Here is a 25,331-nt window from a genome sequence, read left to right on the forward strand (position 1 = left end):
TCATCATAAAAACACAATAAAAATGAAATCATTACTGATTATCATCGATTCACTCGAAAAATGGACGCCATATTATCGTTCGGAAAGCATCATTACCGCCGATCACTATTTACAGCATGATGGCTTCGATCAACACTCGCACATGGTAATCAACCTCTGTTCTGATCTCAGCTATCAATCAGAAGGGTACTATTGCTCTCTTCTCGCTCAGGCACGTAACCATAAGATATTACCGAGTATAGAAGCGCTCAACCGGCTGGACGACAATATCATGATAAAAATTGATCAATCCCTGCTCCCGCGTTGTACATGCCAGGCGATTGCATCCTCTTCCCCAGAAGATAAAGAATATAGTTTCGACCTGTTTTTCGGCAAATGTGAAGACCCAAAACTGCAAAAACTCGGTAGATTTATTTTTGACCACTACACTGTCCCTCTCTTACGTGTCAATATTAAAGGATCTCAGCCATTCCATATAACTAAAATTCGTAATCTCTCGCTTGATGAACTTGATAATCATCAGCAGGATATTTTTGCGCAACACCTTGATGGTTTCAATAAAAAGGTCTGGCGAAAACCACGTACCAAAAAGCCAACTCGGTATGATTTAGCCATACTCCATAACCCTGAAGAACAGTTTCCGCCGAGTAACAAGAAAGCAATTAATATGTTTCTCAACGAAGCAAAAAAGATGGGAATCAATGCCGAACTTATTACCGAAGATGATTCCAGTCGATTGATGGAATTCGATGCCCTTTTTATCAGGCAGACAACAGCTGTAAACAACATCACCTATAAATTGGCGCATAAGGCGGAACAGGCTGACATGGTGGTAATTGACGATCCGTCTTCAATAATTCGCTGCACAAATAAAGTGTATCTTAAGGAATTTCTGGAAAATTCTTCGATTCCCGCACCACGTTCAAAACTCATTTTTCGTAATAAACCTTATAGCTATCCTCAAATAGCTGAGACCCTCGGCAACACCATGGTTTTAAAAATACCCGACGGGTCATTCTCAGTGGGGGTGGAAAAAATATCCAATGCTGAAGAATATGGCAACGAGTTGGAAAACCTGTTTCGTCACTCTTCTATCCTGCTTGCTCAGGAGTTTATCCCCACTGACTATGATTGGCGTATCGGCCTGCTTAATGGGGAATGCATCTATGCCTGCAAATATTTCATGGCAAGAGGACACTGGCAAATCTACCACCACAAGACAGGGCTTCTAACAAAATCCGGAGGGGTGGAGACGGTTCCTGTGCATACCGTGCCCAGGCAGATAATTCGTGTTGCCAACAAAGCAACAACTCCAATAGGCCGCGGTCTCTATGGGGTAGATATAAAAGTCGTGGGAGATCAGGCTTTAGTTATCGAAGTAAATGACAATCCCTCTATCGACCACGGGGTTGAAGACAAAATACTTGGCCGGGAATTATACCGCATGATACTGCGGGAATTTACCAGACGCCTAGCCACCAAGCGAAGAGGCTAAACGGATATGGAACTTTCAATAGCACAGGCAGACGATCTGAACAGCCTGACAGAACTTGAAGCAGAGTTGTTCACCTATGACCGGATAACCAAAAAACAATTCAAGTATCTGCTCACCAAAGCAAACGGTTTGATTATAAAAGCCGAACTAGACAGCAAGATTGCTGGTTACATAGCTCTCTTATGGCGTAAAAACAGTAATAGAATGCGCGTTTATTCAATAGGTGTAAGCCCTTCATCCCGTAAAAATGGCCTGGGCCGCAACCTGCTTATCTGCTCAGAATCAATCGCAAAAAACTATAACTGCAGTATCATTACCCTGGAAGTCCAGGAACATAATCAGCCAGCCTTGAATCTCTATCACGATATGGGTTTCAAATATTCCACCACCCGTTCGGCCTATTACAGCGATGGCGGCAACGCTCTCGTTCTCCAGAAAAATATCGACAACTAAGAAAACCATGATTCATCCAGACACAGAAGTCAGATTCATCAGCCTGGAAAAAGGCAGGGGCCTCTTTGCATCAAAAGCGATCCCAGCCGGAACCATCGTCTGGTGCAGGGACCCACTGGACAGGGAAATATCACCTTTGGAGATGGATAATTACACCCCGGTCTTCCGAGAGATTCTATTAACCTACTCTTTCCGTAATAATAAGGGGAACTATATTTTTTGTTGGGATAACGGACGCTATATCAACCACAGTTTCGCCTCAAACTGCTGCTCAACGCCATACGAAATAGAGATCGCCATTAGGAATATCGAGAAAGGAGAAGAGCTCACAGATGACTATGGCTTCCTCAATATTATTGAGCCTTTCGAAGCATTGCCTGAAGGAACTGAACGAAGTGTGGTCTACCCAGACGACCTGCTTCGTTACTCAGATCTCTGGGATGTAGCGTTGCAAAATACATTTCCAAAAATCAAGACGGTACCCCAGCCTCTGCAAAACTTTATGTCCCTGGAAACGTGGCAGAAAATCAATAATATCTCGGCAGGAAAAGAACCACTGGCCTCAATCAGGTCCTGTTACTTTTCCTCCAGCAGTAAAGGCTCCTCATAAAATTTAACAAACCACACGACCACCATAACATTTGCATAGCTGGCAACCAGTTGCTGGCTTGAGAGCTGTCATCTGGTGACTTTGCCAGCTGACCATGACGGATACGATAAAAATGCGGAGACAACATAGACTGAAAATAGAGTAATTATGCAACTTGAAAGATCAGATGCCAATCAGAGTAAAACACCCACCTGTCCATTATTTTCCTACCGCCTCAAACCCTACTGACGTGGAAAGCACAACAAATAGGAATAAAACCGTGAATCGGTAAAACTGTTCGTAAACCACATCAAAACCAGGAAGAGCAATGTCCTAAATATCTTGAAAGCTTGCAGCCTTAAAACAATCGGCAAGAGTTATCCTCACACTACAAAAGGGGAAATGCACAAAAATACATTTCCCCTTTGTTTACAAGCACATATCGAAGTTTCAACCCTCGCCAAATGTGAATCCAGTCAAAACTCCCGATTATCGATGACCCGGTTTCCTTTCCCCTCAAAACGTTCGAGGGTTCGCTCCTCGACCAGTTTAACATCGACTCCGATGCCGAGCTCAGAGGCGAGCCGTTTCTTAATCGTATCTACCAGGGTGCGCTGTTTCTTCATGGCATCGAAAAACATCGACTCAACAACCTCCACCATCACCGTCAATTTATCCTCATTATTGACGCGATCCACAATAAGCCGATAATGGGGTTCCGTGCCTTCGATATCAAACAGCACTGATTCGATCTGGGTCGGGAACACATTGACACCCTTGATAATTAGCATATCGTCAGAGCGTCCCATAACACGATGCATGCGGGTGAGTGTTCTGCCACAGGGACAGGGTTCGGTCATCAGGCGGGTCAAGTCACGGGTCCGGTAGCGAATAACCGGGAAGGCCTCTTTTGTTAGGGTTGTAATAACCAGTTCACCTATCTCGCCCGGTTCAACCGGCTGCAGGGTATCAGGATCCAGCACCTCGACCAGGAAGTGATCTTCATTAATGTGCAGTCCATTGCACTCCTGGCACTCACCGGCAACACCAGGCCCCATGATCTCGGAGAGCCCATAGTTATCGGTGGCGATAATGCCTAACCGATCATTAATTTCGTTGCGCATCGCCTCGGACCATGGTTCAGCCCCAAACAGTCCGTACCTGAGAGAGAGACCGTTCGGGTTCATCCCCAAATCCATCATCACATCGGCCATTTTCAGCGCATAGGACGGTGTGCAGACCAGGGCAGTGGTCTTGAAATCCTGCATTATCTGGATCTGTCGCTTGGTATTACCAGCTGAGATAGGAATAACAGAGGCACCAAGCCGTTCTGCCCCATAATGGAGGCCAAAACCACCGGTAAACAGTCCGTAGCCAAAGGCGATCTGGATAACATCGTCAGGGGTCACCCCTGCAGCACATAAGACTCTGGCAACCAGGTTCGACCAGGTTTTGATATCCCCCTGGCTATAGCCCACCACGGTGGCCATACCGGTGGTCCCGGAAGAGGAGTGTACCCGCACCACATCCCGCAGAGGCACGGCAAAAAGTCCGTACGGGTAATTATCCCGCAGATCCTGCTTCAGGGTAAAGGGAAAATCACGCAGATGCTCGATAGAGGTAACTTTAGTGGCATCCAGGTTCAGCTCTTTGAACCTGTTGCGATAAAACGGGACATGAGTCGAGACTCTGGTCAGGGTCTTTTGTAATCGTTCGAGCTGGAGTTTTTGCAGATCTCCACGCTCCATGCACTCTTCCTGCTGTTGCCAGTACATAGTCTGTTTGCCGTAATGAAGATGATTTGGGAGTTACGTTGTAATTACAGGGAACAGATCTGCGCCCCACTCAACAGTTTATAGCCTTCTTTTTGCAAAGAATCGATCGCTTTATCCATATCCTCAAAACGGAAAATGAGAACAGCATTTTCACTGCTCTTATTGACAAAGGCATACATGTACTCGACATTCAAGCCTGCCTGCTCAATGGATTTCAGGACGGTGGCAAGACCACCCACCTGATCGGCTACCTCCACCGCCAGGACGTTGGTAATGCCTACGGTAAAGCCATTACTCTTCAAGATATCTTTTGCCTTCTCAACATCATCGACGATCAACCGCAAAATCCCGAAATCAGCGGTATCAGCCACCGACAAGGCCCGGATATTTACATTTTCTGCCGCAATAATCGACGTAATCTCCGCCAATCGCCCAGATTTATTCTCTAAAAAAACAGCAATTTGTTCTACACGCATTGCCCTTCTCCTTATAATTGATTCAGCTAACCCTCGTTTCCACACCCATTTCTATCGGGTATGGGCCTTCCACGAAGTATATCACCAATGAAACGAAAAATAGTATGTAAAATTACCAGTTAGTCGTGTTCTCGAAAAGATTTGCAGTGGTCCAGTTGTTTGCAAGCTGGTTATTCCGCAATATTGGAGATATGCGGAACAACCAGCTAGTAAACAGCAGGGCTGTCGTAAACCTTTTCCTACAATTTCCGTTTGTCGATTACCCTCTGTGCCTTTCCTTCGGAGCGCTGAATGGTCTTTGGTTCCACCAGCTTAACCGTGCAGGTAACACCTAGATAATCCTTGATATCCATCTGGATCTTTTGGGACGTCTTCTCAAGTCTCCTGATCTCATCGGAGAACAGGCTCTCACTGACTTCGACCAGCACCTGCATGGTATCGAGATTACCATCACGCTCCACCACGATCTGATAATGAGGTTCAACGCCCTCCACACCCATCAGAACATGCTCTACCTGCGACGGAAAGACGTTGACACCGCGGATGATAAGCATATCGTCGGTACGTCCTGTCACCTTCTCCATACGAACCAAAGTCCGACCGCAGGAGCAGGTTTCATACATCAAGCGTGAGATATCCTTTGTGCGGTAGCGGATAAGCGGGAAGGCCTCCTTGGTAAGAGTGGTAAAGACCAGCTCGCCCTTCTCGCCTGGCGGCAATACTTCACCTGTTTCGGGATCGATGATCTCCGGCAGGAAATGATCCTCAAAGATATGCATACCACCATCGCTGGTCAGACACTCCATGGCAACGCCAGGGCCGATAATCTCAGAGAGCCCATAGATATCAACAGCCTTGAGGTTGAGTTTTCGTTCCACCTCTTCGCGCATGTTCTCACTCCACGGCTCAGCACCGAAGATCCCCACCTTCAGGGAAAGAGAGGCAGGGTCAACGTCCAGTTCTGCCATAGCATCCGCCAGGTTCAGCGCATAGGACGGAGTAGCCATCAAAACGGTGGACTTGAAATCACGCATAATGCCGATCTGACGTTTGGTGTTGCCGCCGGAAATGGGTATTACCGTTGCCCCCAGTCGCTCGGCCCCGTAATGTGCGCCGAGACCACCGGTAAAGAGGCCATAACCATAGGCATTATGTACCATATCACCACTGGTCACACCGGCACAGCAATAGGCTCTGGCCATCACGCCTGACCACAGTTTCACATCATCTTTAGTGTAACCAACAACGGTCGACTTCCCCGTAGTTCCCGAGGAGGCGTGTACCCGGACTAACTCGTCCATCGGTACGGTGAACAGGCCGAACGGGTAATTGTCGCGCAGATCATCTTTATAAGTAAACGGCAACTTGGCTAAATCAGTCAGGGTCTGGATGTCAGCTGGTTTTACCCCTGCCACATCCATCTTCTCCCGGTACGGTTTCACCTTTTCATACATCCGGTGAACAAGCCGCTGCAGCCTTTTCAGCTGAATCGACTCCAGACCGACCCGCGGCAGCGTTTCCATCTCCTCTTCCCAATATATGGTGCTCATCTCTTCTCTCCCTGCTTAACCGTTTCCGACTTCACGCCCGGCATGGTACGCCTTCACATTTACATCCCTGAATTTTTCAGGTACACGGTTGTGGATAACCTGCTCGAACACATCCGCATCGATCGGTAAAAAGGCCGACATTGCCCCGACCATCACCACATTGGCGGTTCGTACCTCGCCAACATCCTTGGCGATATCAAAAGCATCAACCGGCACCACATTGATGTCTCTTTTGGTCAGCTCATCCAGTACGTTTTCAGGATATTCTGTCTGGCCTGTGGCAACTGCAGGCGGCAGGATCATCTGGGTATTGACGATCACCGTCGAGCCTTTGTGCAGGTACGGCAGGTAACGAACCGCTTCCATCATCTCAAAGGCGACCTGGATATCGGCGCACCCCGGTTCAATCAGCGGCGAGTAGACCTTGGATCCATAGCGCAACTGGGCGGTGACAGAGCCACCGCGCTGGGCCATTCCATGCACCTCGCTCTTCTTTACATCATACCCTTTGGCCAACAATCCCAAAGCCGTTACCTCGCTTGCCAGCAGGATCCCCTGGCCACCAACCCCTGAAAAGAGGATATTTCCCGTTGCTTCCATTACTTTTCCTCCTTTCTGGTTATAGCATCGAACTTACACAGTGATGCGCACTGACCACAATCGTTACAGAGTATCTCGTCGATCTTTGATACACCTTTCTGTTTCTTTTTGAACCCTTTGGCCTCGGCCTCACCTTCCTTAAAGCTTGTCCAGCTGATTGCCGGGCAACCAAGTCTGATACAGCTCATGCAGCCAACACAGTTTTCCTGGTTGGTAAAGTAACTGACCGGTTTGCGTTCCTTCATCTCAGGGAGCAGCACGCAAGGGGCCTTACTGATGACAACAGAAGGCTCTTCAAGCTCCACAGCCTCTTTCAGCACTTTTCGGGTTTCGACCACATTGTGCGGGTTCACCACGAAAATATGTTTGACGCCAACAGCTCGGCACAATCCTTCGATATCAAGCTCATGGGCCGCTTCACCCTTGATGGAGTAGCCACTGGTCGGGTTGTTCTGCTGCCCGGTCATGGCGGTGATACGGTTATCGAGGATAATGGTTGTGGCGCCACTGTTGTTATAGACGCTGTTAATAAGACCGGTCACACCGGAATGTACAAAGGTGGAATCTCCAAGAACAGAGACAACCTTTTTATGTCCTTCATCACCCAATGCCTTGACCATTCCATGGGCGATCGTTACCGAGGCGCCCATACAGACACAGGAGTCCATAGCGGAGAGGGGTGGCAGGAACCCAAGGGTATAGCAGCCGATATCGCCGGACACAAACACCTTCATGCGTGAGAGGTTAAAGAAGATGCCGCGATGGGGACAACCGGCACACATGTTCGGCGGCCTGTTCGGCAGCTCCACCGACTCAAATAATGATCGATCTTTCTCAGGTGCAATTGCATGCCGGACAATATCCGTGTTCAGCTCACCCTGATTTGGAATTACCTCCTTGCCCTTACATTCGATCCCCATAGCCTTGATATGATTTTCCAGGAAGGGATCAAGTTCCTCTACGATATAGAGCTCATCCACAGAGTCAGCAAACTTGCGAATCAACTTTTCAGGCAACGGCCAACACATGCCGAGCTTAAGGACAGCCGCTTCGGGAAACGCTTCTTTTACATAGAGATAGGAGACACCGGCTGTGATATATCCCTTGGTGGTATCCCCTTGCTCGATCCGGTTAAAAGATGCGGTTTCCGCCATCTCCATGCACCGAGTCATCCGCTCCTCGACAACCACTCGGCGCTGCCGAGCCAGGGCAGGCAACATGACAGTCTTCTGAGGGGCCTCGGGTACTGCGCACTCAGTGGCAGGGGGTAATTTCTCCCCCTCCTCCACCACCCCTTTTACATGGGCTACCCGGGTGGTAATGCGAACGATAACCGGCGTATCCAGCTCCTCGCTTAACTGGTAAGCGGTTTTCATCATCTCTTTTGCTTCTCCCGGCTCCGACGGTTCCAGCATCGGCAGCTTGGCAGCAAAGGCGTAATTCCTGTTATCCTGTTCATTCTGGGAGGAGTGCATCTCCGGGTCGTCGGCACTGATCAGTACCAGCCCACCGACAACACCTGTATAAGCAGCTGTAAAAAGCGGATCGGCAGCAACATTAACCCCCACATGCTTCATGGTGGCCAGCGCCCGCGCACCACCGAAAGAGGCTCCGATGGCAACTTCAAGCCCCACCTTCTCATTCGGTGCCCATTCCGTATAGACGCCTTCATATCCAGAGAGGTTCTCCATGATCTCCGTCGAGGGAGTTCCGGGATAGCCGGAAGCAACCTTCACGCCAGCTTCCCAGGCCCCCAGGGCTATGGCTTCATTGCCTGACATCCACACTGTTTTTTCACGTATCTTTGTCACAATATCTCCTGGTGGTTTTTTGTATTCCGAACAGGCCCGGACCATATTTAAAGAGAGCCTTTTTTCGCATATAGTAAACTCTTTTGAAGAGCCTGAGGAGATTACTCTGAAAAGCAGGGCTCAGGCAAGTATTTTTCAAATTTTCATAGGCCTCTGCCCATTAGCGATTAACAAAATTAACCTCCATTACACGGTGGCTTTCCCGTCACCAGGGTCTGAAACCTTCGGCACCTCTTCGTTTACTTTGACAACTGCATGTTTTCACCTATAATATAGGAAAATAGAACTATAAAAGTATATGGTCCGAGGCTTGCCGGGATCAGACCTGCGGTCTGCCACCCAAGTACAGCAACAAAATACCTACCGGAGGGTTCCACATGTATATAGGCAGAATAATGAAAACGGACTTGGTAACGGTCCTGCCGGAAACAAGCCTGGTTGAGGCCCGTAATATCATTGAGTCAAAAGACGTCGACCACCTTCTTGTTGTTGATAAAAAGGGCAAACTTGTCGGTGTACTCTCCGATAAGGATCTGAAACAGGCCTGGGCCTCGCCTGCCACATCTCTTTCCACCCACGAATTGAACTACCTTCTCGACAAGGTTGTTGTACAGATGATCATGATAAAAACGGTTGTCACGGTATCTGTCGATACGACTATCGAGAGGGCCGCTTATATCATGATGCAGCATAACATTAACTCACTGCCCGTAATGGAAAACGATGAACTGGCGGGTATCATCACCTCAACGGATGTCAACAGGGTCCTGCTTGAAGCAATTGGCATGAGCGATGATGCTGTTCGTCTCGGCGTGCTGGTAAAAGACTCCATGGGGGTTCTGGCCGATGTTACCGCCATCCTGCGGGATGCAAAGGTCAACATCCTGAGCATCCTGAGCTGGCCGGAAAAAGAGTATCCGGGTGTCACCCAGTTGGTGATCCGGGTCGGCTCCAGGGACGGTTTAATGGCGGTAAATGCCCTGCGGGAAGGCGGCTACAATGTAAAAACAAGCTACGTGAAGGATATTACACCGTATCTTCCTGTGGATGAGTACACTGATGCATAAAGCTCTCATTGCAGCTTAGTTTTCCCGGTTCAAGGGCAGGCAGACTTTTTCATCAGTATGCCGTCACCCCATCCAGTCACAGTTCTGCAGCCATTAGGGCTGCAGAACTGTCGGGAAAAGAGTGTCCCTCTCCTGTCAGAAAAGATCTCCATCTACCTCAGCCACCCATAAACTTTCTCCCCTTCCCCGGCTCTTGCTTTGAGGATTTCCTGATAGCGATTGAAAAGCCACCTGAAACCAGATAAGATCAGACAGTTACAGCAATTTCCGATTTATTAATCTCAACCCATATTTTCGCGTGAATACAAACGATGAATATTTCCTGAAATGGTTCCGCAATGTGACGCCGTATATCCACGACCATCGCGGCAAGACCTTTGTGATCATGATCCCCGGCGACTGTTTCGGCCAGCCTGGATTCGATAACATCATAAGCGATATCGCGGTGCTGATTGGTCTCGGTATCCGCCTGGTGGTGGTGCATGGCGCCCGTCTGCAGATCGAGCAGGAGTTAAATGCTGCAGGAATCCATTCGCAATTTCACCAGGGTGCCCGAATCACTGAACGGGCGCATCTCCCCCATGTACTAAAAGCCATCGGTGGAGCAAGGTGGCAGCTGGAAGCGCTTTTTTCCAGTGGCCTCCCCGACTCGCCGATGTATGGGGCCAAGATCAAGATCAGGGGTGGAAATTTCATCACCGCCATGCCCCGGGGCATTCTGGACGGCGTGGATCACCAGATGACCGGCAAGGTACGATCCGTCGACAGAGAAGCTATACGAGAAATTATCAACTCGCACTGTCTGGCCCTGCTCTCCCCGCTGGGTTACTCAATAACCGGTGAGGTGTTCAACCTCTCCTTTGCCGAAATCGGTACGGCTGTGGCAACCGCGATTGGTGCAGATAAAGTTATCCTGTTTAACGATGACGGCCCCATCTATGATAAAAACGGCACACATTACCGTGACCTCACTCTCCATCAGTGTAAAGAGTTTCTGGAAGGCGAAGACCGCCACGCCCCTACCAATACATATTTTTCCCTGCGTGCCGGATATGGCGCGTGCAAAAAAGGGGTACCCCGTGCCCACATCATATCATCAACCGAAGATGGCACATTATTAAAGGAGCTGTTTACCCGCGATGGTTCCGGCACCATGGTCTATAGTGACGACTACGAGCTTGTTCGCAAGGGAGAGGTGGAGGATGTGGCGGGCATACTGAACCTTATCTCACCTCTTGAACAAAAAGGGATACTGGTCAAACGATCGCGTGAATTGCTGGAAACTGAGATCGACCATTTTATCGTCATGGAAAAAGACAGCATGATTATCGGCTGTGCCGCTCTTTACCCGATTAATGGTTCCGACAGCGGTGAACTCGCCTGTATGGCGATCCTCCCTGAGTACAGGAAGAGCGGTCGCGCTGCCACCCTGCTGCACCATGTAGTAAAAAAAGGTATAGAGCTGAAAATGAAGAATATCTTTACCCTCACCACCCAGACCGCCCACTGGTTTATTGGCCAGGGATTCAGGGAAAGTGAGGTTGAGGCGCTGCCTGCCAGCAGGAAGAAAATGTATAATCTACAGCGTAACTCCAAAGTGCTGGTGAAATCGCTCGCCCGGAAATAATCGGTATATTTTGTTGCAGGAGTAGAGATATGTTTCGTCTCCATTTTTGGAATCTGTTACGGATTGTTCTTCTCCTGCTGCTTCTGATTCTGCCAGGTTGTTATCAGAATAATGAAAGCGACTTTCTGGAAGATCAGCAAAAGTTGCTCAATCAGAGAGAACGGCAACACCTGGTAGGTTTTAACCAGGCACTGTTACGCGACCTTGATATCCATTTCAAGTTGATCATCTCGGACCATGAGTTGGTGGATATTGACAGGGAGGCAGCCAGGATCTTCGGTGATCTCGGGAAAAAAACAGGTGGTGCCAAAGGGTTGTTATTTCTGGTGGACCCGATCGGAAAGCAAGTACGTATCGAGGTTGGGTATGACCTTGAGGGAGTGTTCCCCGATATCTTTGTGGGCTATATCGAACGGCGGCAGATGATTCCATTTCTGAGCGCTGGCAAGGTAGCTGCCGGAATTGAAGCGGCAACAGAGCTGTTTATCACACGACTTGAAAAGGACAAGGAGGGGGAAAGTTTTAGTGCCGAACAGGAACTACCGGATCTCGCATATTTCTCTGGTGGGGGTGGCGCAAAAATCAAAGCAGACATAGGTACAGGGCCTGTTCACAAGGAAAAATCAGAATACCGAGAGCTCTTCCAGCCTCAGGACACTCCGGAGGCTACATTGCAGCACTACCTGAAGGTCTTGCATCTCCATATCAAGGACCCTGAGTTGCCGCTGTTCACCCCGGCTACCCGAACATTCTTCGCCAACTGGGTGGTTACTGACGCGCAGCAGGAAAACGAATACCGCTCACTTCAAGAAGCACAGCCCCATGAAACCTTCACCAGCGGGACCTTTGGGATCATCCGCTACCCCATCTCTGCCAGGGCCCACTCCCCCTTTTTCTTTCAACACGGGGAAAATGGCTGGATGCTCGATTTCGCGACCATGAGCCGGGTCCTGCAGATGAACCATAAAAACATGTGGCGGATGCGCACAACGGACCATCCGTACATGTTCGGCTTTGCTGACTGGACATTTGATAAAAATGGTTTTCCTGTCTCTACCCGTTAGGCAACAAACAGTTTAGGTATTCGTGGTCGACCTATTCGGGGTCAGGCTTAAGCCTGACCCCATGGCGACCGCCTCCATAGCGGCCGCTTCCGGTTCATCGACACAAATCAAGGGGTCCTTTACCTTGAACCGAACACCAACTTCCCGCCCAGGTGCCCGGCGATACCTGCCGCCCCTACCATAACAACCGCCAATCCCATATAAATCCATTTGTAAGGCGACTCAGCACTTGCAACACCCGGATTAACAAAGCGCCACAGCACCAGAATACTTAAACTCAGGGTGACCACACTGGCACAGAAAATCTTGGTTATAAAGAGAAAACTCTTCGTGCTGTTAAACCTCTCCCTCCACTCCAGAAAACCTGTACCAATAACCACCGGCATAACCGCCAGGGTAAAAAGCATATTATAGTAGGCAGCCTTTTCGAACGTCTCCAATCGCAGGAAAATTGCCCCAGCCAGCAGGAGCACCGCCAGCGGCAACACACCGTTCGGGGTATGGACAGAGATGGGGTGAAGGTGAAATTTTGAATTCAGCCGGGCGATGATCGATGATTTCTTTGCACCAGTTTTCGCAGTATCCTTCTTCGGTGGTAGCGGTTTCGAGACCGGTTTTGCCCCGGTAATCTCCTTCCCCTCTGCATCCACCTCCACAAATTTGTCGGAAGAGGCCTTGCATAGAGGACACTCGTCAGGAGGACTGGCCCCCTCATGTATATAACCACACACCGTGCACTTCCAGTAACGGGTAGATGAATCGGATGATACGGTGTCCTCCACAACCTCATCAAACTTATCCGAGGATGCCTTACAGAGCGGACATTCTTCCGGCAGGGAATCTCCCTCATGAATATAACCGCAGACCGCACATTTCCATTTTTTCATATCGTTTCTCCTCTTGTCGTAATAAGGAATAGAATATCAAACAAATAGTCTCTTCACCCAGGAAGTCTACATCCAGTGTTGGAGAATTCCGAGAACTATTTTTCCTGCCCCGCAACATTTTCAAACAGCAGAAGTACCGTCACGGGACCAACTCGCACAGTGCAGAACATGGAAAAATCACTTATCAGGCCTTCAGCAGGATACTACTGGGAGTAAAATGAAAGAAAAAACCAAAAAGTGAAAAATTATTAAACAGCCAAAGCCTCTGATAACACAACACATCCTATTCATAAACCAGTAACCTTCCAGTATCAACTAGGTATTTTCACCTATTGTTCAGAGAACATATTCGCATTAGTTTTATAATACTTAAAAACTTCCGCTGGAATAGTACGGCCGTTTCTGATGTGATACACCGATCCATACCCACCAAGGGTTGCAATCAGAAACGAGGGGCTTCGGGAAGTGGGGGCTTCCCGGAGCATTAAATTTAATAGGGGAAAGGGGAAATGAAAAAGATCAAGTTTAATACATTCAATATTGTTGCAACTAGCCTACTCGTATCATCTTTATTTGTGACCAATCTTTATGCTACACCTACTGGCAGTGACGAAATAACACTAACATTAGGAGTTAATCGAGATGGCAGCAATAATGGTGGTGAATTCATATTAAAGGGAACAAACTCAACGGAAAATATAGATTACGATTATATAACTTTCTGCCTGGAAGTAGGCAAATTCTTTAGTCCAGGAAAAACATATGCCGTCGAGAGTGTTGAAGATTATGCTTCAGACGGTGGCTTCGGAGCAGTAGAGGGTAAGGATTACATTTCAAATGCAACAAAATGGCTGATGAACACTTATATAAATGACAAGAGTGTCCTAACTGACAAATTTAAATCTTTCAGTCTACTCAACCTTGGCAGTAAAGTTCAAGAAGCTATCTGGTATTTTGAAGACGAAATTAGTGATGAGAATGATATTGTTACCTGGATTACTGACAACTGGGAAACTACACTTGGACAAACAAATGACTGGGATGCTTATACCGCTACCTTTCTAACTAATGTTCAGGTTGTCAATATTACTAGTTATGATCTGTATGAAAATAGAGTAGACAATCAGAGTCAATTATTTGCCGATCCAGTTCCAGAACCTGCAACAATGCTTCTCTTTGGCACAGGCCTAGCCGGTTTGGCAGGTATAAGTCGCCGACGGAAAAAGTAATAGTATAATCAGCAGTTAATAAAAAAGGCCGGGATTGAATCCCGGCCTTTTTTTATTGCAACTCAGCATCAACCGCCTCAACCTTTTCCTGGGCCTCCTCCCAGCACCCATACCACCGCTCAAGCCGTCGCTTGCACTCATCATACTTCTTACTGGTCTCCGACCATGCCTTCTCATCTGAATAGAGTTCCGGGTCCGCCATAATTGCTTCCAGCTCGTCCTTCTCCTCTTCCAAGACCTCGATCTTCGCTTCAGCCTCCTGGACCTTTTTTATCCATGGCCCAGCAAGCCGGGAACGCTCCTGGCGTTTTTCCGCTTCGAGTTTTTTCTGTTCCTTGCGGCTCAGGTTCGAACTATCACTACTTTTCTGAGCAGTTTTCTCTTCCTGTTCCACCGGGCGCTTGGCAGCTTTCAGGGCCTCCTGCTCGGCAACCTCTTCCAGCTTTCTCAGGTACTCCGCGACATTTCCTTCAAACACAGAAACCCGGCCGTCTTTCACCTCCAGCACCTTGTTCACAAAACTGTCCACAAAATAGCGGTTATGGGAGACAACAACAATAGTCCCTTCGTACTGCCCCATGGCTTCCTGCAGAATCTCCTGGGAACTCATATCGAGGTGGTTGGTGGGCTCATCCAGCAGCATCAGGTTGGCAGGCGTCGCGATCATTTTGGCCAGGGCCAGGCGGCTTTTCTCGCCACCGGAGAGTACCGAGACTTTTTTCTCCACTTCCTCGCCCCGGAACAGGAAGGCACCAAGCAATGAGCGCATGCGGGTGATGGTCATATCCTCTCCCGCCAGGGCCATGGTATCCAGAACAGAGAGTGACGGCGTCAACTCCTGGGCCTGGTGCTGACCGAAATAGGTGAGTACCACGTTGGCACCGAGCCGAACCTCACCGCTGTCCTTTTCGATATTTTCGGACAAGATCTTGAGCAACGTTGATTTACCGGCACCGTTAACACCGACCACAGCAACCTTATCCCCCCGCTGCAGTTGCAGGTTCACATCTTTGAAGACCTGTTTGCCATTATAGCTTTTTGAGAGCCCCTCCACCTGCAATACATCCCGCCCGGAAGCTGGTGCAGGCGGAAACGAGAACTTCATGGTCATCTCATCGTCGGCCAGCTCGATCAGCTCCAACTTATCGAGTTGTTTTAGCCTGCTCTGAACCTGTTTTGCCTTGGTCGATTTTGCCCTGAAGCGATCGACAAATCGCATGGTCTGCCGTATCTGGGCCTGCTGGTTATCGTAAGCAGCCCGCTCAATGGTACGACGCTCTTCTTTTTCCTTCAGGTAATAACTATAATTGCCCTTGTAGGCGGTCACCCTGCCAAAACTCACCTCCCAGGTTGCCGTGGTCGAACTGTCCAGGAACATCCGGTCATGGGAGACAATCATCATGGCGCCGTTGTACGTTCGCAAAAACTCTTCGAGCCAGGTAAGTGACTCAAGATCAAGATGGTTTGTCGGCTCATCAAGGAGCAGAAGCGACGGTGCTTCCAGCAGCATCTTCGCCAGTTTGAGACGCATCAGCCAGCCACCGGAGAATTCGGTAACCGACCTCTCCATATCATCCTGTTTAAAACCAAGCCCCAGCAGGACCTTTTCGATTTTGGCCTGCATGGAATAGATTTCACTACTATCCAGTTGATGCTGGATCTCGCCCTGGCGTTTAAGTACCTGCCGGAACTCCTCGGAGTCGGCATCAAGCGTGCCGAGTTTTTCGTTGAGTTCCAGAACATCCTCCTGCATCTCCAGGAGCCCGGCAAAGGCACCTTCCGCCTCTTCATAAAGGGTCTTGCCGGTGAGCAGCTCGTTGGACTCCTGGGGCAGGTAGCCGACAGTAACACTTTTGGCCTTATTGACAACCCCGTCATCGGTGGCCGCAACACCCGCCATGATCTTGAGCAGGGTGGACTTCCCGGCCCCGTTGACACCAACCAGGCCTATTTTGTTTCCTTCATAAACCTGAACCGATACATCCTTAAAAAGGTGTTTATCCCCGTACCGGATATCAAGATGATTTACTGACAACATAATGCGCTACTCCCCGTGCTCTGTCTTTCTCTGCAATCAAGGTAAACCGGTCAGCAAAGCCCAGGGCCTGCAACCGGTGAATATTTTGTTTTTTCATGCCGACAACCGCTGATTGATCACGATTACAAATATGGATATCCAAATGCTCATCATCCACCAATTCACGTAACTTCTTCCGTACATCTACAAACCATTGTCGTGAAACGACCAGCTCTCCAAAGGCGGGATGATAAGGGCCGGCAACCAACTCTTTTTCCAGCGTCTCTGAGTGCTGCAGTCCCATGCGGATTACCGGTACCCCCGCCTTCTCGAAAATTGTCCTGGCACGTCGCGTCAGGCCAATCGCCCGGTTCAGACTCAGCGGCTTATATTCACCACGATCAAACATCTCGGCAAGCGGCGACCTTTGTACCACAACTGCGGGATAGATACGTACCATATCGGGACGAAGTTCAACCACCCTTTTCACTCCCTGCAAAAAAGAGCGGGTGGTCTCTCCCGGCAGTCCCGGCAGCAACTGTACCCCTGTCTCAAATCCCACCTCCTGCAGCAGGGTAAGTGCACGGATAGAATCATCCGCACTATGCCCTCTTCTTGAAGCGTTCAGTACAGAATCATCCAGGGACTGGACACCGAGTTCGATTGTACGCACCCCAAGGTTCCACAATAAATGCGCATTTTCCCTGGTCACACAATCGGGGCGGGTGGAGAGGCGGATGGACTGTATCTGTCCGGAAGCCAGATACGGCTGCACCTGCATCAATAACCGTACCTGTTCGTCATCCTCCAGACAGGTAAAGGATCCTCCGTAGAAGGCAACCTGCACGGAGTTTCGGATAGTATCTCCTAGCCATTCTTCAACCGTCTCTGCAATAGACAGGGTGCCGTGTTCCTGATCAGGACCCTGACCCGTTATGGAGAACTGATTACAAAACAGACACTGATGCGGACATCCCCTGTGGGAAATAAAGATGGGAATGACAAGGTTTCCGGATACAGCCATCTTAGGGCAACAGCTTGAGGGCTGCAGAAGCGGCACGCTGCTCTGCTTCCTTTTTGGAGCGGGCCTCGCCACAACCAAGCACCTCCCCCTGAAAGAGAACAGAGATAGTAAACATCTTCTGGTGTGACGGGCCTTCTTCCTTGTCGAGCCGATAGGTGGGGCCTTCGTTATGCTTCTCCTGCAATTTTTCCTGCAGCCTGCTTTTGGCATCGGCGATCAGCATCTCTTCTTTTTTCTCTTCTATCGCAGGCATAAAAAGTGCCGAGACAATCTCCGCAACCGCCTCATACCCCGCATCTTCAAAAACCGCACCGATCACCGCTTCAAAGGCACAGGAAAGTATGGAGGATTTATTACGCCCCTGGGAGGCGTCTTCTCCCTTTCCGAGACATAAGTGATGCCCAAGATCAAGCTGACGTGCCATAATTGCAAGATGTGTCTCATTTACCAGCGCGGCCCGCAACCGGGTAAGCTCACCTTCCCGCATAGTGCCGTATTTCTGGTAAAGAAGGTGCCCCACAACAAGGTCGAGAACAGCATCACCGATAAACTCCAGTCGCTCGTTGTTTTTACCTGCCTGAGACTGTTCAAAAGCGTAGGATGAGTGTACCAGGGCTTTTTGCAGCAGTCGCAGATCGGTAAAGCGATAATTCATTGCTTTTTCCAGTTCACTCAGCCGTTCTTTATTAACCCGGACGAGCGCATTCAGATCCATACCCATTTTTTTCTATTTACCTCTTGTCAAAATTATCTACTGTGGTATAAAGTGCCCTCACAATTTGGCGGCGTAGCCAAGTGGCTAAGGCAGTGGTCTGCAAAACCATTATTCACCAGTTCGACTCTGGTCGCCGCCTCCAGAATTTCAAAAAGGGTTTCAGAGTAATCTGAAACCCTTTTTTTCGTTTGGGAGGTTAGATACTTGATATATGACTGCAGGTCAAGCTGCAATCTGATGAGCATTCCGGGCTAAGCCCCGGCCGACCTCAAGTATGCCCCCTTCCCCTGCTTCAAGACCTCCTGATTCCTATTCTGGCTCTGCCACCGGTATCCCCCAGATTTCTTCAGAATACTCCTTAATCGTCCTGTCAGTGGAGAACTTCCCCATCCGTGCCACATTCAGAATAGCCATCCGGTGCCAGCGATTGGTATCGCTAAACAGTCCGGCGACCTCGTTCTGGCACTCGATATACGATTCGAGGTCCATCATCAGCAGATACTGATCGTGCTGGTCCATAAGGGAATCCACCAGTGGCTTAAACAGCTGTTTATCCCCTCTGCTGAAAGCACCGCTGCTAATCGACTCGATAATCTCCCGGATATCCTCGTTCTGCTGGCAGACCTGATGCGGTGTCCGGCTGGGATTGAGACGTTCAAATTCCGCCTCCTGAGCCGTCATACCAAAGAGGAAGAAATTTTCTTCACCCACCTCTTCGCGGATCTCGATATTGGCCCCATCCAGGGTACCGATGGTGAGTGCACCATTAAGTGAAAACTTCATATTACCGGTTCCGGACGCTTCCGTTCCCGCTGTCGATATCTGCTCGGAGAGATCTGCTGCCGGCATGATAATCTCAGCCTGGGATACGTTATAGTTGGGCAGGAAAACCACCTTGAGGCGATCACCGATCCGTGGATCATTGTTGACCACTTCACCGATCGAGGTAATCAGCTTGATAATAAGTTTCGCCCGCCAGTAGGAAGGTGCTGCTTTACCGGCGAAGACCGCGGTGCGAGGTGGAATATCCTCACCGGGATTTCTTAACATCCGTTTATACAGGTAGATGAGATGCAAGGCATTCAATAATTGCCTTTTATACTCATGAATCCTTTTTACCTGCACATCGAACATGGAATCGGGATCTACCTCGACCCCCACTCTCTTACTGATATAATCGGCCAACTGTATCTTGTTATCCCTCTTGATTTCGATCCAGCGCTTGACGAACTTTTTATCGTCGACAAATTTCTCGAGCTTATGTAATTCATCAAGGTCGGTGATCCAGTTAAAGCCGAGATGGCTGCTGATATGATCAGCCAATTCGGGATTGGCCTGGAGCAGCCACCGACGAGGAGTTATGCCATTGGTCTTGGAGTTGAATTTTCCCGGATAGTACTCATGGAAATCCTGAAAGATCCGGGTCTTCAAGAGCTCAGTGTGCAGGGCTGCCACGCCGTTAACAGAATGACTGCCGATAATGCCAAGATGGGCCATACGCACTTTTTTAACCGGCTTTTCCTCTATGATGGAAAGTTTCTCCAGTTTCTGTATGTCATTCGGATACCTCTCGGCCAGTTCTTCGAGGAACCGGTGATTAATCTCGTAGATAATCTGCAGATGCCTTGGCAGCACTTTTCCCATCAGCTCCACGCTCCATTTCTCCAGCGCCTCGGGCATCAGGGTATGATTCGTATAGGCAAAGGTCTTGACCGTGATATCCCAGGCTTTCTCCCAGCCGATTCCCTCGATATCAAGCAACAACCGCATCAGCTCGGGTATGGCGATGGCCGGATGGGTATCGTTGAGCTGCACGGCTACCCTGTCGGGAAACAGGTCAAAGGTATCATGTTTTTTGGTGTACCTTCGCATGATATCCTGGAATGTAGCAGCAACGAAAAAGTACTGCTGTTTGAGCCGCAGCTCCTGACCGGCATAGTTGTGATCCGGAGGATAGAGGACCTTTGAGATCGTCTCCGAGCTCACTTTCGATTCCACAGCACCGATATAATCGCCTTTGCTGAAATCGGAGAGATCCAGCTCCCTTGAGGCCCTGGCAGTCCATAAGCGCATATTGATAACGTGATCATTCTTGAAACCCGGTATCAACATATCGCTCGGCATGGCCATCACCTCCTTGGTGTTGACCCATTTGGCCCGATAATTACCCGACTCATCCTGGTAGGTGGTAACATTCCCGTAGAAATGAACAGGAAAAACCGGCATACGCCTGTCAAAACCCCAGGGAGAACCATACCGCAGCCAGTTGTCAGGTGCCTCCACCTGATGGCCGTCTATCAACTGCTGATTAAAAAGTCCGTATTCATATTTGATACCATAGCCATACGCCGGAATCTTGAGAGTCGCAATTGAATCCATAAAACAGGCAGCCAACCTGCCCAGACCACCATTACCAAGTCCTGCATCTTCTTCCTTATCGCAGATCTCACTCAATTCATAACCAAGTTCGGCCAGAGCACCTTTCACATCTTCCACCAGCCCAAGGTTGATAATGGAGTTGAGCAACGAACGCCCGATAAGGAACTCAAGGGACAGATAGTAGACCCTCTTCTTTCGTTTGGCATAAAAGGTCTTCTGGGTTGCGATCCATTTTTCCACCATGATATCGCGCATGGTATAGGCAAGGGCCCTGCAGATATCCGGAGGCCCTGAGCGTTCCGGATCCCTGCCCTGAAAACTGAGAAGATGATGGATTATGTTTTCTCTTATTACTTCACTGTTTTTATCAGCTTTTGCCTGAGTTCCTTTTTTCTTCAGTCCGTTTTTCGAAACAACTTTCTTCTGTACCTTCATAATGCCCTCCCGGCATAATATCGCCCTGGCAGCACTAATAGAGCTGCCGGCCTGCCAAATAGTATAGAGTGAAGCGGGTACCTGCGGAACGTGATGAAGCCATCCTCCGGCTCCCATCTTTTCATGATTATATCAATAGTAATGCACCCTGGACGACTATCTACCTTCTTTATATCGTATTGTGCAAAAAAAAAAGAGTACACCCTGTCATTTTTCACCTTATCCCGTTGAGAATGATTGTCACATAGTACCACGGTGTGGTATATGGTAATTTTATTTGACCACACATCATTCAGGTTAGCCTTTTTTAAAAAAAGTCTTACTATTTTCAAGGTTGCAGGAAAATGTGATCAACAGTGCACAAATACATCAATCATCTCTACAACTCAGGCAGGAGCATGCATGGCCAACAAAATTGAACAAAAACAAAGCAGTACTCCAATCCTTGGGTACCTTATCGTCTTTATTATCGGCTTTGTCTGCGGCATCGGTTTCGCTGCATATAAACTCGACTCTGGCTCAACTTCAGCACCCGATGGACATACTACCGAACAACATGCGGCCGAAAACGCCTCTGCTATAGAAAACCTTGAAGCAGAAGTAACGGGTAACCCTGAAAATTTCAAGGCCTGGGTACAACTCGGTCATCTCTATTACGACTCTGACCAGTTTGACAAGGCAATTAGTGCCTATACCACTTCCCTCAAGTACCATTCCGGTGATGCCAACCTGCTCACCGACCTTGGAACAATGTATCGGCGCACCCAGCAGCCTGAAAAAGCACTTGAGTGGTATAAAAAGGCCAAGGCGATGGATCCCGGTCATCTGCCCTCCCGCTTGAACGAAGGAATCGTTAAATATTACGACCTTGCCGATACTGAAGGAGCCATAGCAAGCTGGGAAGAGCTGCTCAGGATAGACCCGGAAGCAAGAAGCCAGAATGGTGAGAAAATACGCGATTTCGTCGACCATATAAAAGCAGATTTCGCAAAGCAACAGGCGGACCAGCAGTAGGAGTAACCCTCCTCCCTGACGATACAAAACCAGATTGAAGGATACATATATGAAACTGGAAACACTTGCAATTCATGCGGGATACACACCTGAACAGGAAGGTCACTCCTGCGCCGTACCTGTTTATCGTACCAGTGCCTATCAATTCAACTCGACAGAACACGCGGCAAACCTTTTCGCCCTCAAAGAGTTGGGAAATATCTACAGCCGGATAAGCAATCCCACACAGGACGTGCTTGAGCAGCGAATGGCGCAACTAGAAGGTGGCAAAGCCGCTCTTGCACTCTCTTCCGGCACATCTGCAATTTTCTATACAATAATAAATATCTGCGAACACGGTGATGAAGTTGTGGCCGCTCACAACCTGTACGGCGGCACCTATGCCCAGTTCAACTCCATCCTGCCCCAACTTGGCATTACTGTCCGGTTTGTGGATCCAACCGATCCGGAAAATTTCGCTAAGGCCATAAACGACAAAACCAGAGCCATCTACTGCGAAACACTCGGCAACCCGGCACTTAACATGACCGACCTCGACGCCGTTGCTGCCATTGCTCAAAAGGCGCAACTACCGTTTATTGTCGATTCCACGTTCACCCCGCCCAGCATGCTTCGCCCCATTGAGTACGGTGCGGATATCGTTATTCATTCACTCACAAAATGGCTGGGTGGACATGGCACAGGGCTTGGCGGCATTGTTATCGATGCCGGAAACTTTGACTGGACCAATCCGAAATTCAGTCTCTACAACGTCCCGGACGACTCCTACCACGGCCTGCGTTATGCTCATGATCTCGGAGAATTGAACCCCGTGGCTTTTGCCCTGCGCATGCGATTGGTACCCTTGCGGAATCTCGGCGCCTGCATCACCCCCGACAACAGCTGGATGTTCCTCCAGGGAATCGAGACCCTGGCGCTCAGGGTGGAGCGTCACTCAGAGAACGGCCTGGCAGTGGCCAGGCATCTCCAGGCCCATCCGGATGTCGACTGGGTGAACTACCCAGGCCTTGAAGGCTCCCCCGGACATGAGGCTGCTGCTAAATATCTGCAAAACGGATTTGGCGGCATGGTCTCATTCGGTATCCGCGGAGGTCGTGAGGCGGGTCAGAAATTTATTGAGAACCTGCAGATTTTCAGTCATGTGGCCAATGTCGGTGATGCCAAATCCCTTGCCATTCATCCAGCAACGACAACCCATTCCCAGCTCTCCCCCGAACAGCTCGAATCAAGCGGCATTTCGGATGAGTTGATCCGGCTGTCGATTGGCATTGAACATATTGACGATATTGTTGCCGACCTGGACCAGGCGATAAAAAACGCACATTAATATTTTGTATTCTATTTATGAGCCAGCCTGCAGATAACACAACCACTCCCGCCGATTCAGCGGGAGTGGTCCATCGGCAAATCATAGAACTTGCTGCCCCCCCCCGGCAGATGGTGCTCGAAAGCGGAGCGAAACTCGGCCCGATAGAGATTGCATTTGAGACCTGGGGCACCTTAAACGAAACGAAGGATAACGCCATCCTGATCGCCCATGCCTTCACCGGCGATGCCCATGCCGCGGGCTACTATGAAGACGAGCCGGATAAACAGGGCTGGTGGGATTTCATGATAGGTCCGGGCAAAGGGATCGACACGAATCACTATTTCGTGATCTGTATTAACATCCTGGGAAGCTGCATGGGTACCACCGGTCCCAGCTCCACGAATCCAGATACGGGAAAGCCCTTCGGGCTCGATTTCCCTATGGTAACCATCGGGGACATGGTTGAGGCCCAAAAGATGGTACTCGACCATCTCGGTATAAAATCTCTGCATTCTGTCATCGGCGGTTCCGTGGGGGGGATGCAGGTCCTTGAGTGGTGTGTTCGTTATCCGGAGATGATTCGGTCCGCAATACCCATCGCCACTACCATGCGACACTCGGCCCTGGCCATTGCCTTTAATGAAATTGCCAGGCAGGCGATAATGGCAGACCCGAACTGGCAACAGGGGAATTACTATAATGACTCCAAACCTGATTTAGGGCTTGCCGTAGCACGTATGGTTGGCCATGTCACCTACCTCTCTGATGATGCAATGCGCCGTAAATTTGGCCGCAGGCTGCAGGATAAAAACGACTTTTCCTACGACTTCGGGGTTGATTTCCAGGTGGAGAGTTACCTGCGCCACCAGGGTACCAAGTTTGTCCAGCGTTTCGATGCCAACTCCATGCTGTACATCACCAAGGCGGCCGATTATTTCGACTTAAAGGATCGCATTACAGAAGACCGATGCGTGAGAGAACTCGAAAATTCAAGATCAAAATTCCTTGTTATCTCATATAGTTCAGACTGGCTCTATCCGACCTACCAAGCCAAAGAGCTGGTGCAGACTCTGAAACGCTCCGGTCAGGATGTAAGTTTTTGTGAGATAGAAGCCGATTGCGGACACGACGCCTTTCTCATACCCGACAAGAGATTAACCGACCTGATAGGAGGGTTTCTGCATGGTATCAATTGATTCAGGTGCCATACGGTTCGACCTGCAGGTCATCGCCGACTGGATTGACCCCGGTAGCCGTGTGCTCGATCTTGGTTGCGGCCGGGGCGACCTGCTTGCCTGGCTGACAGCCAACAAACAGATTAACGGTACCGGTATTGAGATGGATAAGGATAAGGCTGCCCATTGCATCTCCCGGGGACTCTCCGTACTTCAGGGTGACCTGAACGAGGAGGTGGAAGACTACCCGGACAAGAGTTTCGATTACGTTATACTCAGCCAGACCCTGCAACAGATCTTCGAACCAGCCCGCCTTTTGTACTCGCTTTCCCGTATCGGCAGAAGGGTTATCGTCAGTTTTCCCAATTTCAGCCACTACACTATCCGACTGCAGCTGCTGCTCAATGGGGTTGCCCCCAAGAACGACCAGCTCCCATACTCCTGGTACGACACCCCGAATATCAGGGTCATCACCCTATCGGATTTCAAGAAATTCGCCCGTGATGTCGGTTACACCATAGTCAAGGAGATTGCTATCAACACCGACAGTGCTAATAGTGGTGGTAATATTGTTCACAATTTCACTAATCTGCGGGCGACATACGGAATCTTCGTTATCGAAAAAAAAGATTAACCCGCA

At 49.3% G+C, this 25,331-nt stretch carries 21 protein-coding genes and 1 tRNA gene; 12 read left to right on the plus strand and 10 right to left on the minus strand.

Going from position 1 to position 25,331, the window contains the following annotated elements:
* Positions 1 to 22: 22 nt before the first annotated feature.
* From GA520_RS14165 to GA520_RS14175, 3 genes are read left to right on the plus strand one after another with little or no spacing between them, the layout of a single operon-like run.
* Entirely contained in the window at positions 23 to 1,495 is a 1,473-nt protein-coding gene (locus tag GA520_RS14165; protein WP_163338266.1) for a RimK family protein, read from the plus strand.
* 6 nt (positions 1,496 to 1,501) lie between these two features.
* Positions 1,502 to 1,948, plus strand: coding sequence for a GNAT family N-acetyltransferase (locus tag GA520_RS14170; RefSeq protein ID WP_163338265.1), 447 nt, complete (start codon positions 1,502 to 1,504; stop codon positions 1,946 to 1,948).
* Positions 1,949 to 1,955: 7 nt separating this feature from the next.
* Entirely contained in the window at positions 1,956 to 2,558 is a 603-nt protein-coding gene (locus GA520_RS14175) for an SET domain-containing protein (protein WP_163338264.1), read from the plus strand.
* Positions 2,559 to 3,013: 455 nt separating this feature from the next.
* Here GA520_RS14175 and GA520_RS14180 read toward each other — a convergent pair whose 3' ends face one another.
* The 5 genes from GA520_RS14180 to iorA form a co-directional block, all read right to left on the minus strand.
* Positions 3,014 to 4,312: a phenylacetate--CoA ligase family protein gene (locus GA520_RS14180; RefSeq protein ID WP_163338263.1), complete on the minus strand. Its 1,299-nt coding sequence runs from the start codon at positions 4,310 to 4,312 to the stop codon at positions 3,014 to 3,016.
* A gap of 44 nt (positions 4,313 to 4,356) precedes the next feature.
* Positions 4,357 to 4,788, minus strand: coding sequence for an ACT domain-containing protein (locus GA520_RS14185; protein WP_163338262.1), 432 nt, complete (start codon positions 4,786 to 4,788; stop codon positions 4,357 to 4,359).
* Positions 4,789 to 5,027: 239 nt separating this feature from the next.
* Positions 5,028 to 6,338 (minus strand): phenylacetate--CoA ligase, encoded by a 1,311-nt coding sequence (locus GA520_RS14190; protein WP_163338261.1) that lies wholly within the window; start codon positions 6,336 to 6,338, stop codon positions 5,028 to 5,030.
* 15 nt (positions 6,339 to 6,353) lie between these two features.
* A complete protein-coding gene (locus GA520_RS14195) occupies positions 6,354 to 6,938 on the minus strand; it encodes an indolepyruvate oxidoreductase subunit beta (protein ID WP_163338260.1) in 585 nt (194 codons plus the stop codon).
* On the minus strand, positions 6,938 to 8,719 hold the full coding sequence (iorA, locus tag GA520_RS14200) for an indolepyruvate ferredoxin oxidoreductase subunit alpha (RefSeq protein WP_370362799.1): 1,782 nt from the start codon (positions 8,717 to 8,719) through the stop codon (positions 6,938 to 6,940). Before iorA ends, GA520_RS14195 begins: the two co-directional genes overlap by 1 nt.
* A 407-nt stretch (positions 8,720 to 9,126) precedes the next feature.
* On the opposite strand from iorA, the gene GA520_RS14205 reads away from it, so the two are divergent.
* The 3 genes from GA520_RS14205 (at position 9,127) to GA520_RS14215 (ending at position 12,507) form a co-directional block, all read left to right on the plus strand.
* A complete protein-coding gene (locus GA520_RS14205; protein WP_163338258.1) occupies positions 9,127 to 9,816 on the plus strand; it encodes a CBS and ACT domain-containing protein in 690 nt (229 codons plus the stop codon).
* 298 nt (positions 9,817 to 10,114) lie between these two features.
* Positions 10,115 to 11,443: an amino-acid N-acetyltransferase gene (argA, locus tag GA520_RS14210; protein WP_163338257.1), complete on the plus strand. Its 1,329-nt coding sequence runs from the start codon at positions 10,115 to 10,117 to the stop codon at positions 11,441 to 11,443.
* A gap of 29 nt (positions 11,444 to 11,472) precedes the next feature.
* Entirely contained in the window at positions 11,473 to 12,507 is a 1,035-nt protein-coding gene (locus GA520_RS14215) for a TPM domain-containing protein (RefSeq protein WP_163338256.1), read from the plus strand.
* Between the two features lie 119 nt (positions 12,508 to 12,626).
* On the opposite strand, the gene GA520_RS14220 is transcribed toward GA520_RS14215, so the two are convergent.
* Positions 12,627 to 13,394, minus strand: coding sequence for a rubredoxin-like domain-containing protein (locus tag GA520_RS14220; protein ID WP_163338255.1), 768 nt, complete (start codon positions 13,392 to 13,394; stop codon positions 12,627 to 12,629).
* A gap of 509 nt (positions 13,395 to 13,903) precedes the next feature.
* On the opposite strand from GA520_RS14220, the gene GA520_RS14225 reads away from it, so the two are divergent.
* The gene (locus tag GA520_RS14225; protein ID WP_163338254.1) at positions 13,904 to 14,623 is read left to right on the plus strand and encodes a PEP-CTERM sorting domain-containing protein; all 720 of its coding nucleotides are present in this window, start codon (positions 13,904 to 13,906) and stop codon (positions 14,621 to 14,623) included.
* 52 nt (positions 14,624 to 14,675) lie between these two features.
* Here the strand turns inward: GA520_RS14225 and GA520_RS14230 are convergent, their stop codons facing one another.
* From GA520_RS14230 to rnc, 3 genes are read right to left on the minus strand one after another with little or no spacing between them, the layout of a single operon-like run.
* Complete coding sequence (locus GA520_RS14230; RefSeq protein ID WP_163338253.1) at positions 14,676 to 16,661, minus strand: ABC-F family ATP-binding cassette domain-containing protein; 1,986 nt, start codon at positions 16,659 to 16,661, stop codon at positions 14,676 to 14,678.
* On the minus strand, positions 16,639 to 17,664 hold the full coding sequence (locus tag GA520_RS14235) for an elongator complex protein 3 (RefSeq protein WP_163338252.1): 1,026 nt from the start codon (positions 17,662 to 17,664) through the stop codon (positions 16,639 to 16,641). The genes GA520_RS14230 and GA520_RS14235 overlap by 23 nt, the downstream gene beginning before the upstream one ends.
* 1 nt (position 17,665) lies before the next feature.
* Complete coding sequence (gene rnc, locus GA520_RS14240) at positions 17,666 to 18,379, minus strand: ribonuclease III (protein WP_240910147.1); 714 nt, start codon at positions 18,377 to 18,379, stop codon at positions 17,666 to 17,668.
* 66 nt (positions 18,380 to 18,445) lie between these two features.
* Here rnc and GA520_RS14245 point away from each other — a divergent pair.
* Positions 18,446 to 18,521, plus strand: a tRNA-Cys gene (locus GA520_RS14245).
* A 167-nt stretch (positions 18,522 to 18,688) separates the two neighbouring features.
* On the opposite strand, the gene GA520_RS14250 is transcribed toward GA520_RS14245, so the two are convergent.
* The gene (locus GA520_RS14250; protein WP_163338250.1) at positions 18,689 to 21,193 is read right to left on the minus strand and encodes a glycogen/starch/alpha-glucan phosphorylase; all 2,505 of its coding nucleotides are present in this window, start codon (positions 21,191 to 21,193) and stop codon (positions 18,689 to 18,691) included.
* Positions 21,194 to 21,595: 402 nt separating this feature from the next.
* On the opposite strand from GA520_RS14250, the gene GA520_RS14255 reads away from it, so the two are divergent.
* Genes GA520_RS14255 through metW form a run of 4 tightly spaced genes read left to right on the plus strand, consistent with a single transcriptional unit; the run spans position 21,596 to position 25,325 of the window.
* On the plus strand, positions 21,596 to 22,207 hold the full coding sequence (locus GA520_RS14255; RefSeq protein ID WP_163338249.1) for a tetratricopeptide repeat protein: 612 nt from the start codon (positions 21,596 to 21,598) through the stop codon (positions 22,205 to 22,207).
* Between the two features lie 49 nt (positions 22,208 to 22,256).
* The gene (locus tag GA520_RS14260) at positions 22,257 to 23,534 is read left to right on the plus strand and encodes an O-acetylhomoserine aminocarboxypropyltransferase/cysteine synthase family protein (RefSeq protein ID WP_163338248.1); all 1,278 of its coding nucleotides are present in this window, start codon (positions 22,257 to 22,259) and stop codon (positions 23,532 to 23,534) included.
* A 17-nt stretch (positions 23,535 to 23,551) separates the two neighbouring features.
* Entirely contained in the window at positions 23,552 to 24,712 is a 1,161-nt protein-coding gene (locus GA520_RS14265; RefSeq protein ID WP_163338247.1) for a homoserine O-acetyltransferase, read from the plus strand.
* A complete protein-coding gene (gene metW, locus GA520_RS14270) occupies positions 24,699 to 25,325 on the plus strand; it encodes a methionine biosynthesis protein MetW (protein WP_205749274.1) in 627 nt (208 codons plus the stop codon). Before GA520_RS14265 ends, metW begins: the two co-directional genes overlap by 14 nt.
* Positions 25,326 to 25,331: the final 6 nt, after the last annotated feature.

The sequence above is a fragment of the Desulfopila sp. IMCC35008 genome, assembly GCF_010646885.2.
Taxonomy (GTDB): domain Bacteria; phylum Desulfobacterota; class Desulfobulbia; order Desulfobulbales; family Desulfocapsaceae; genus Desulfopila.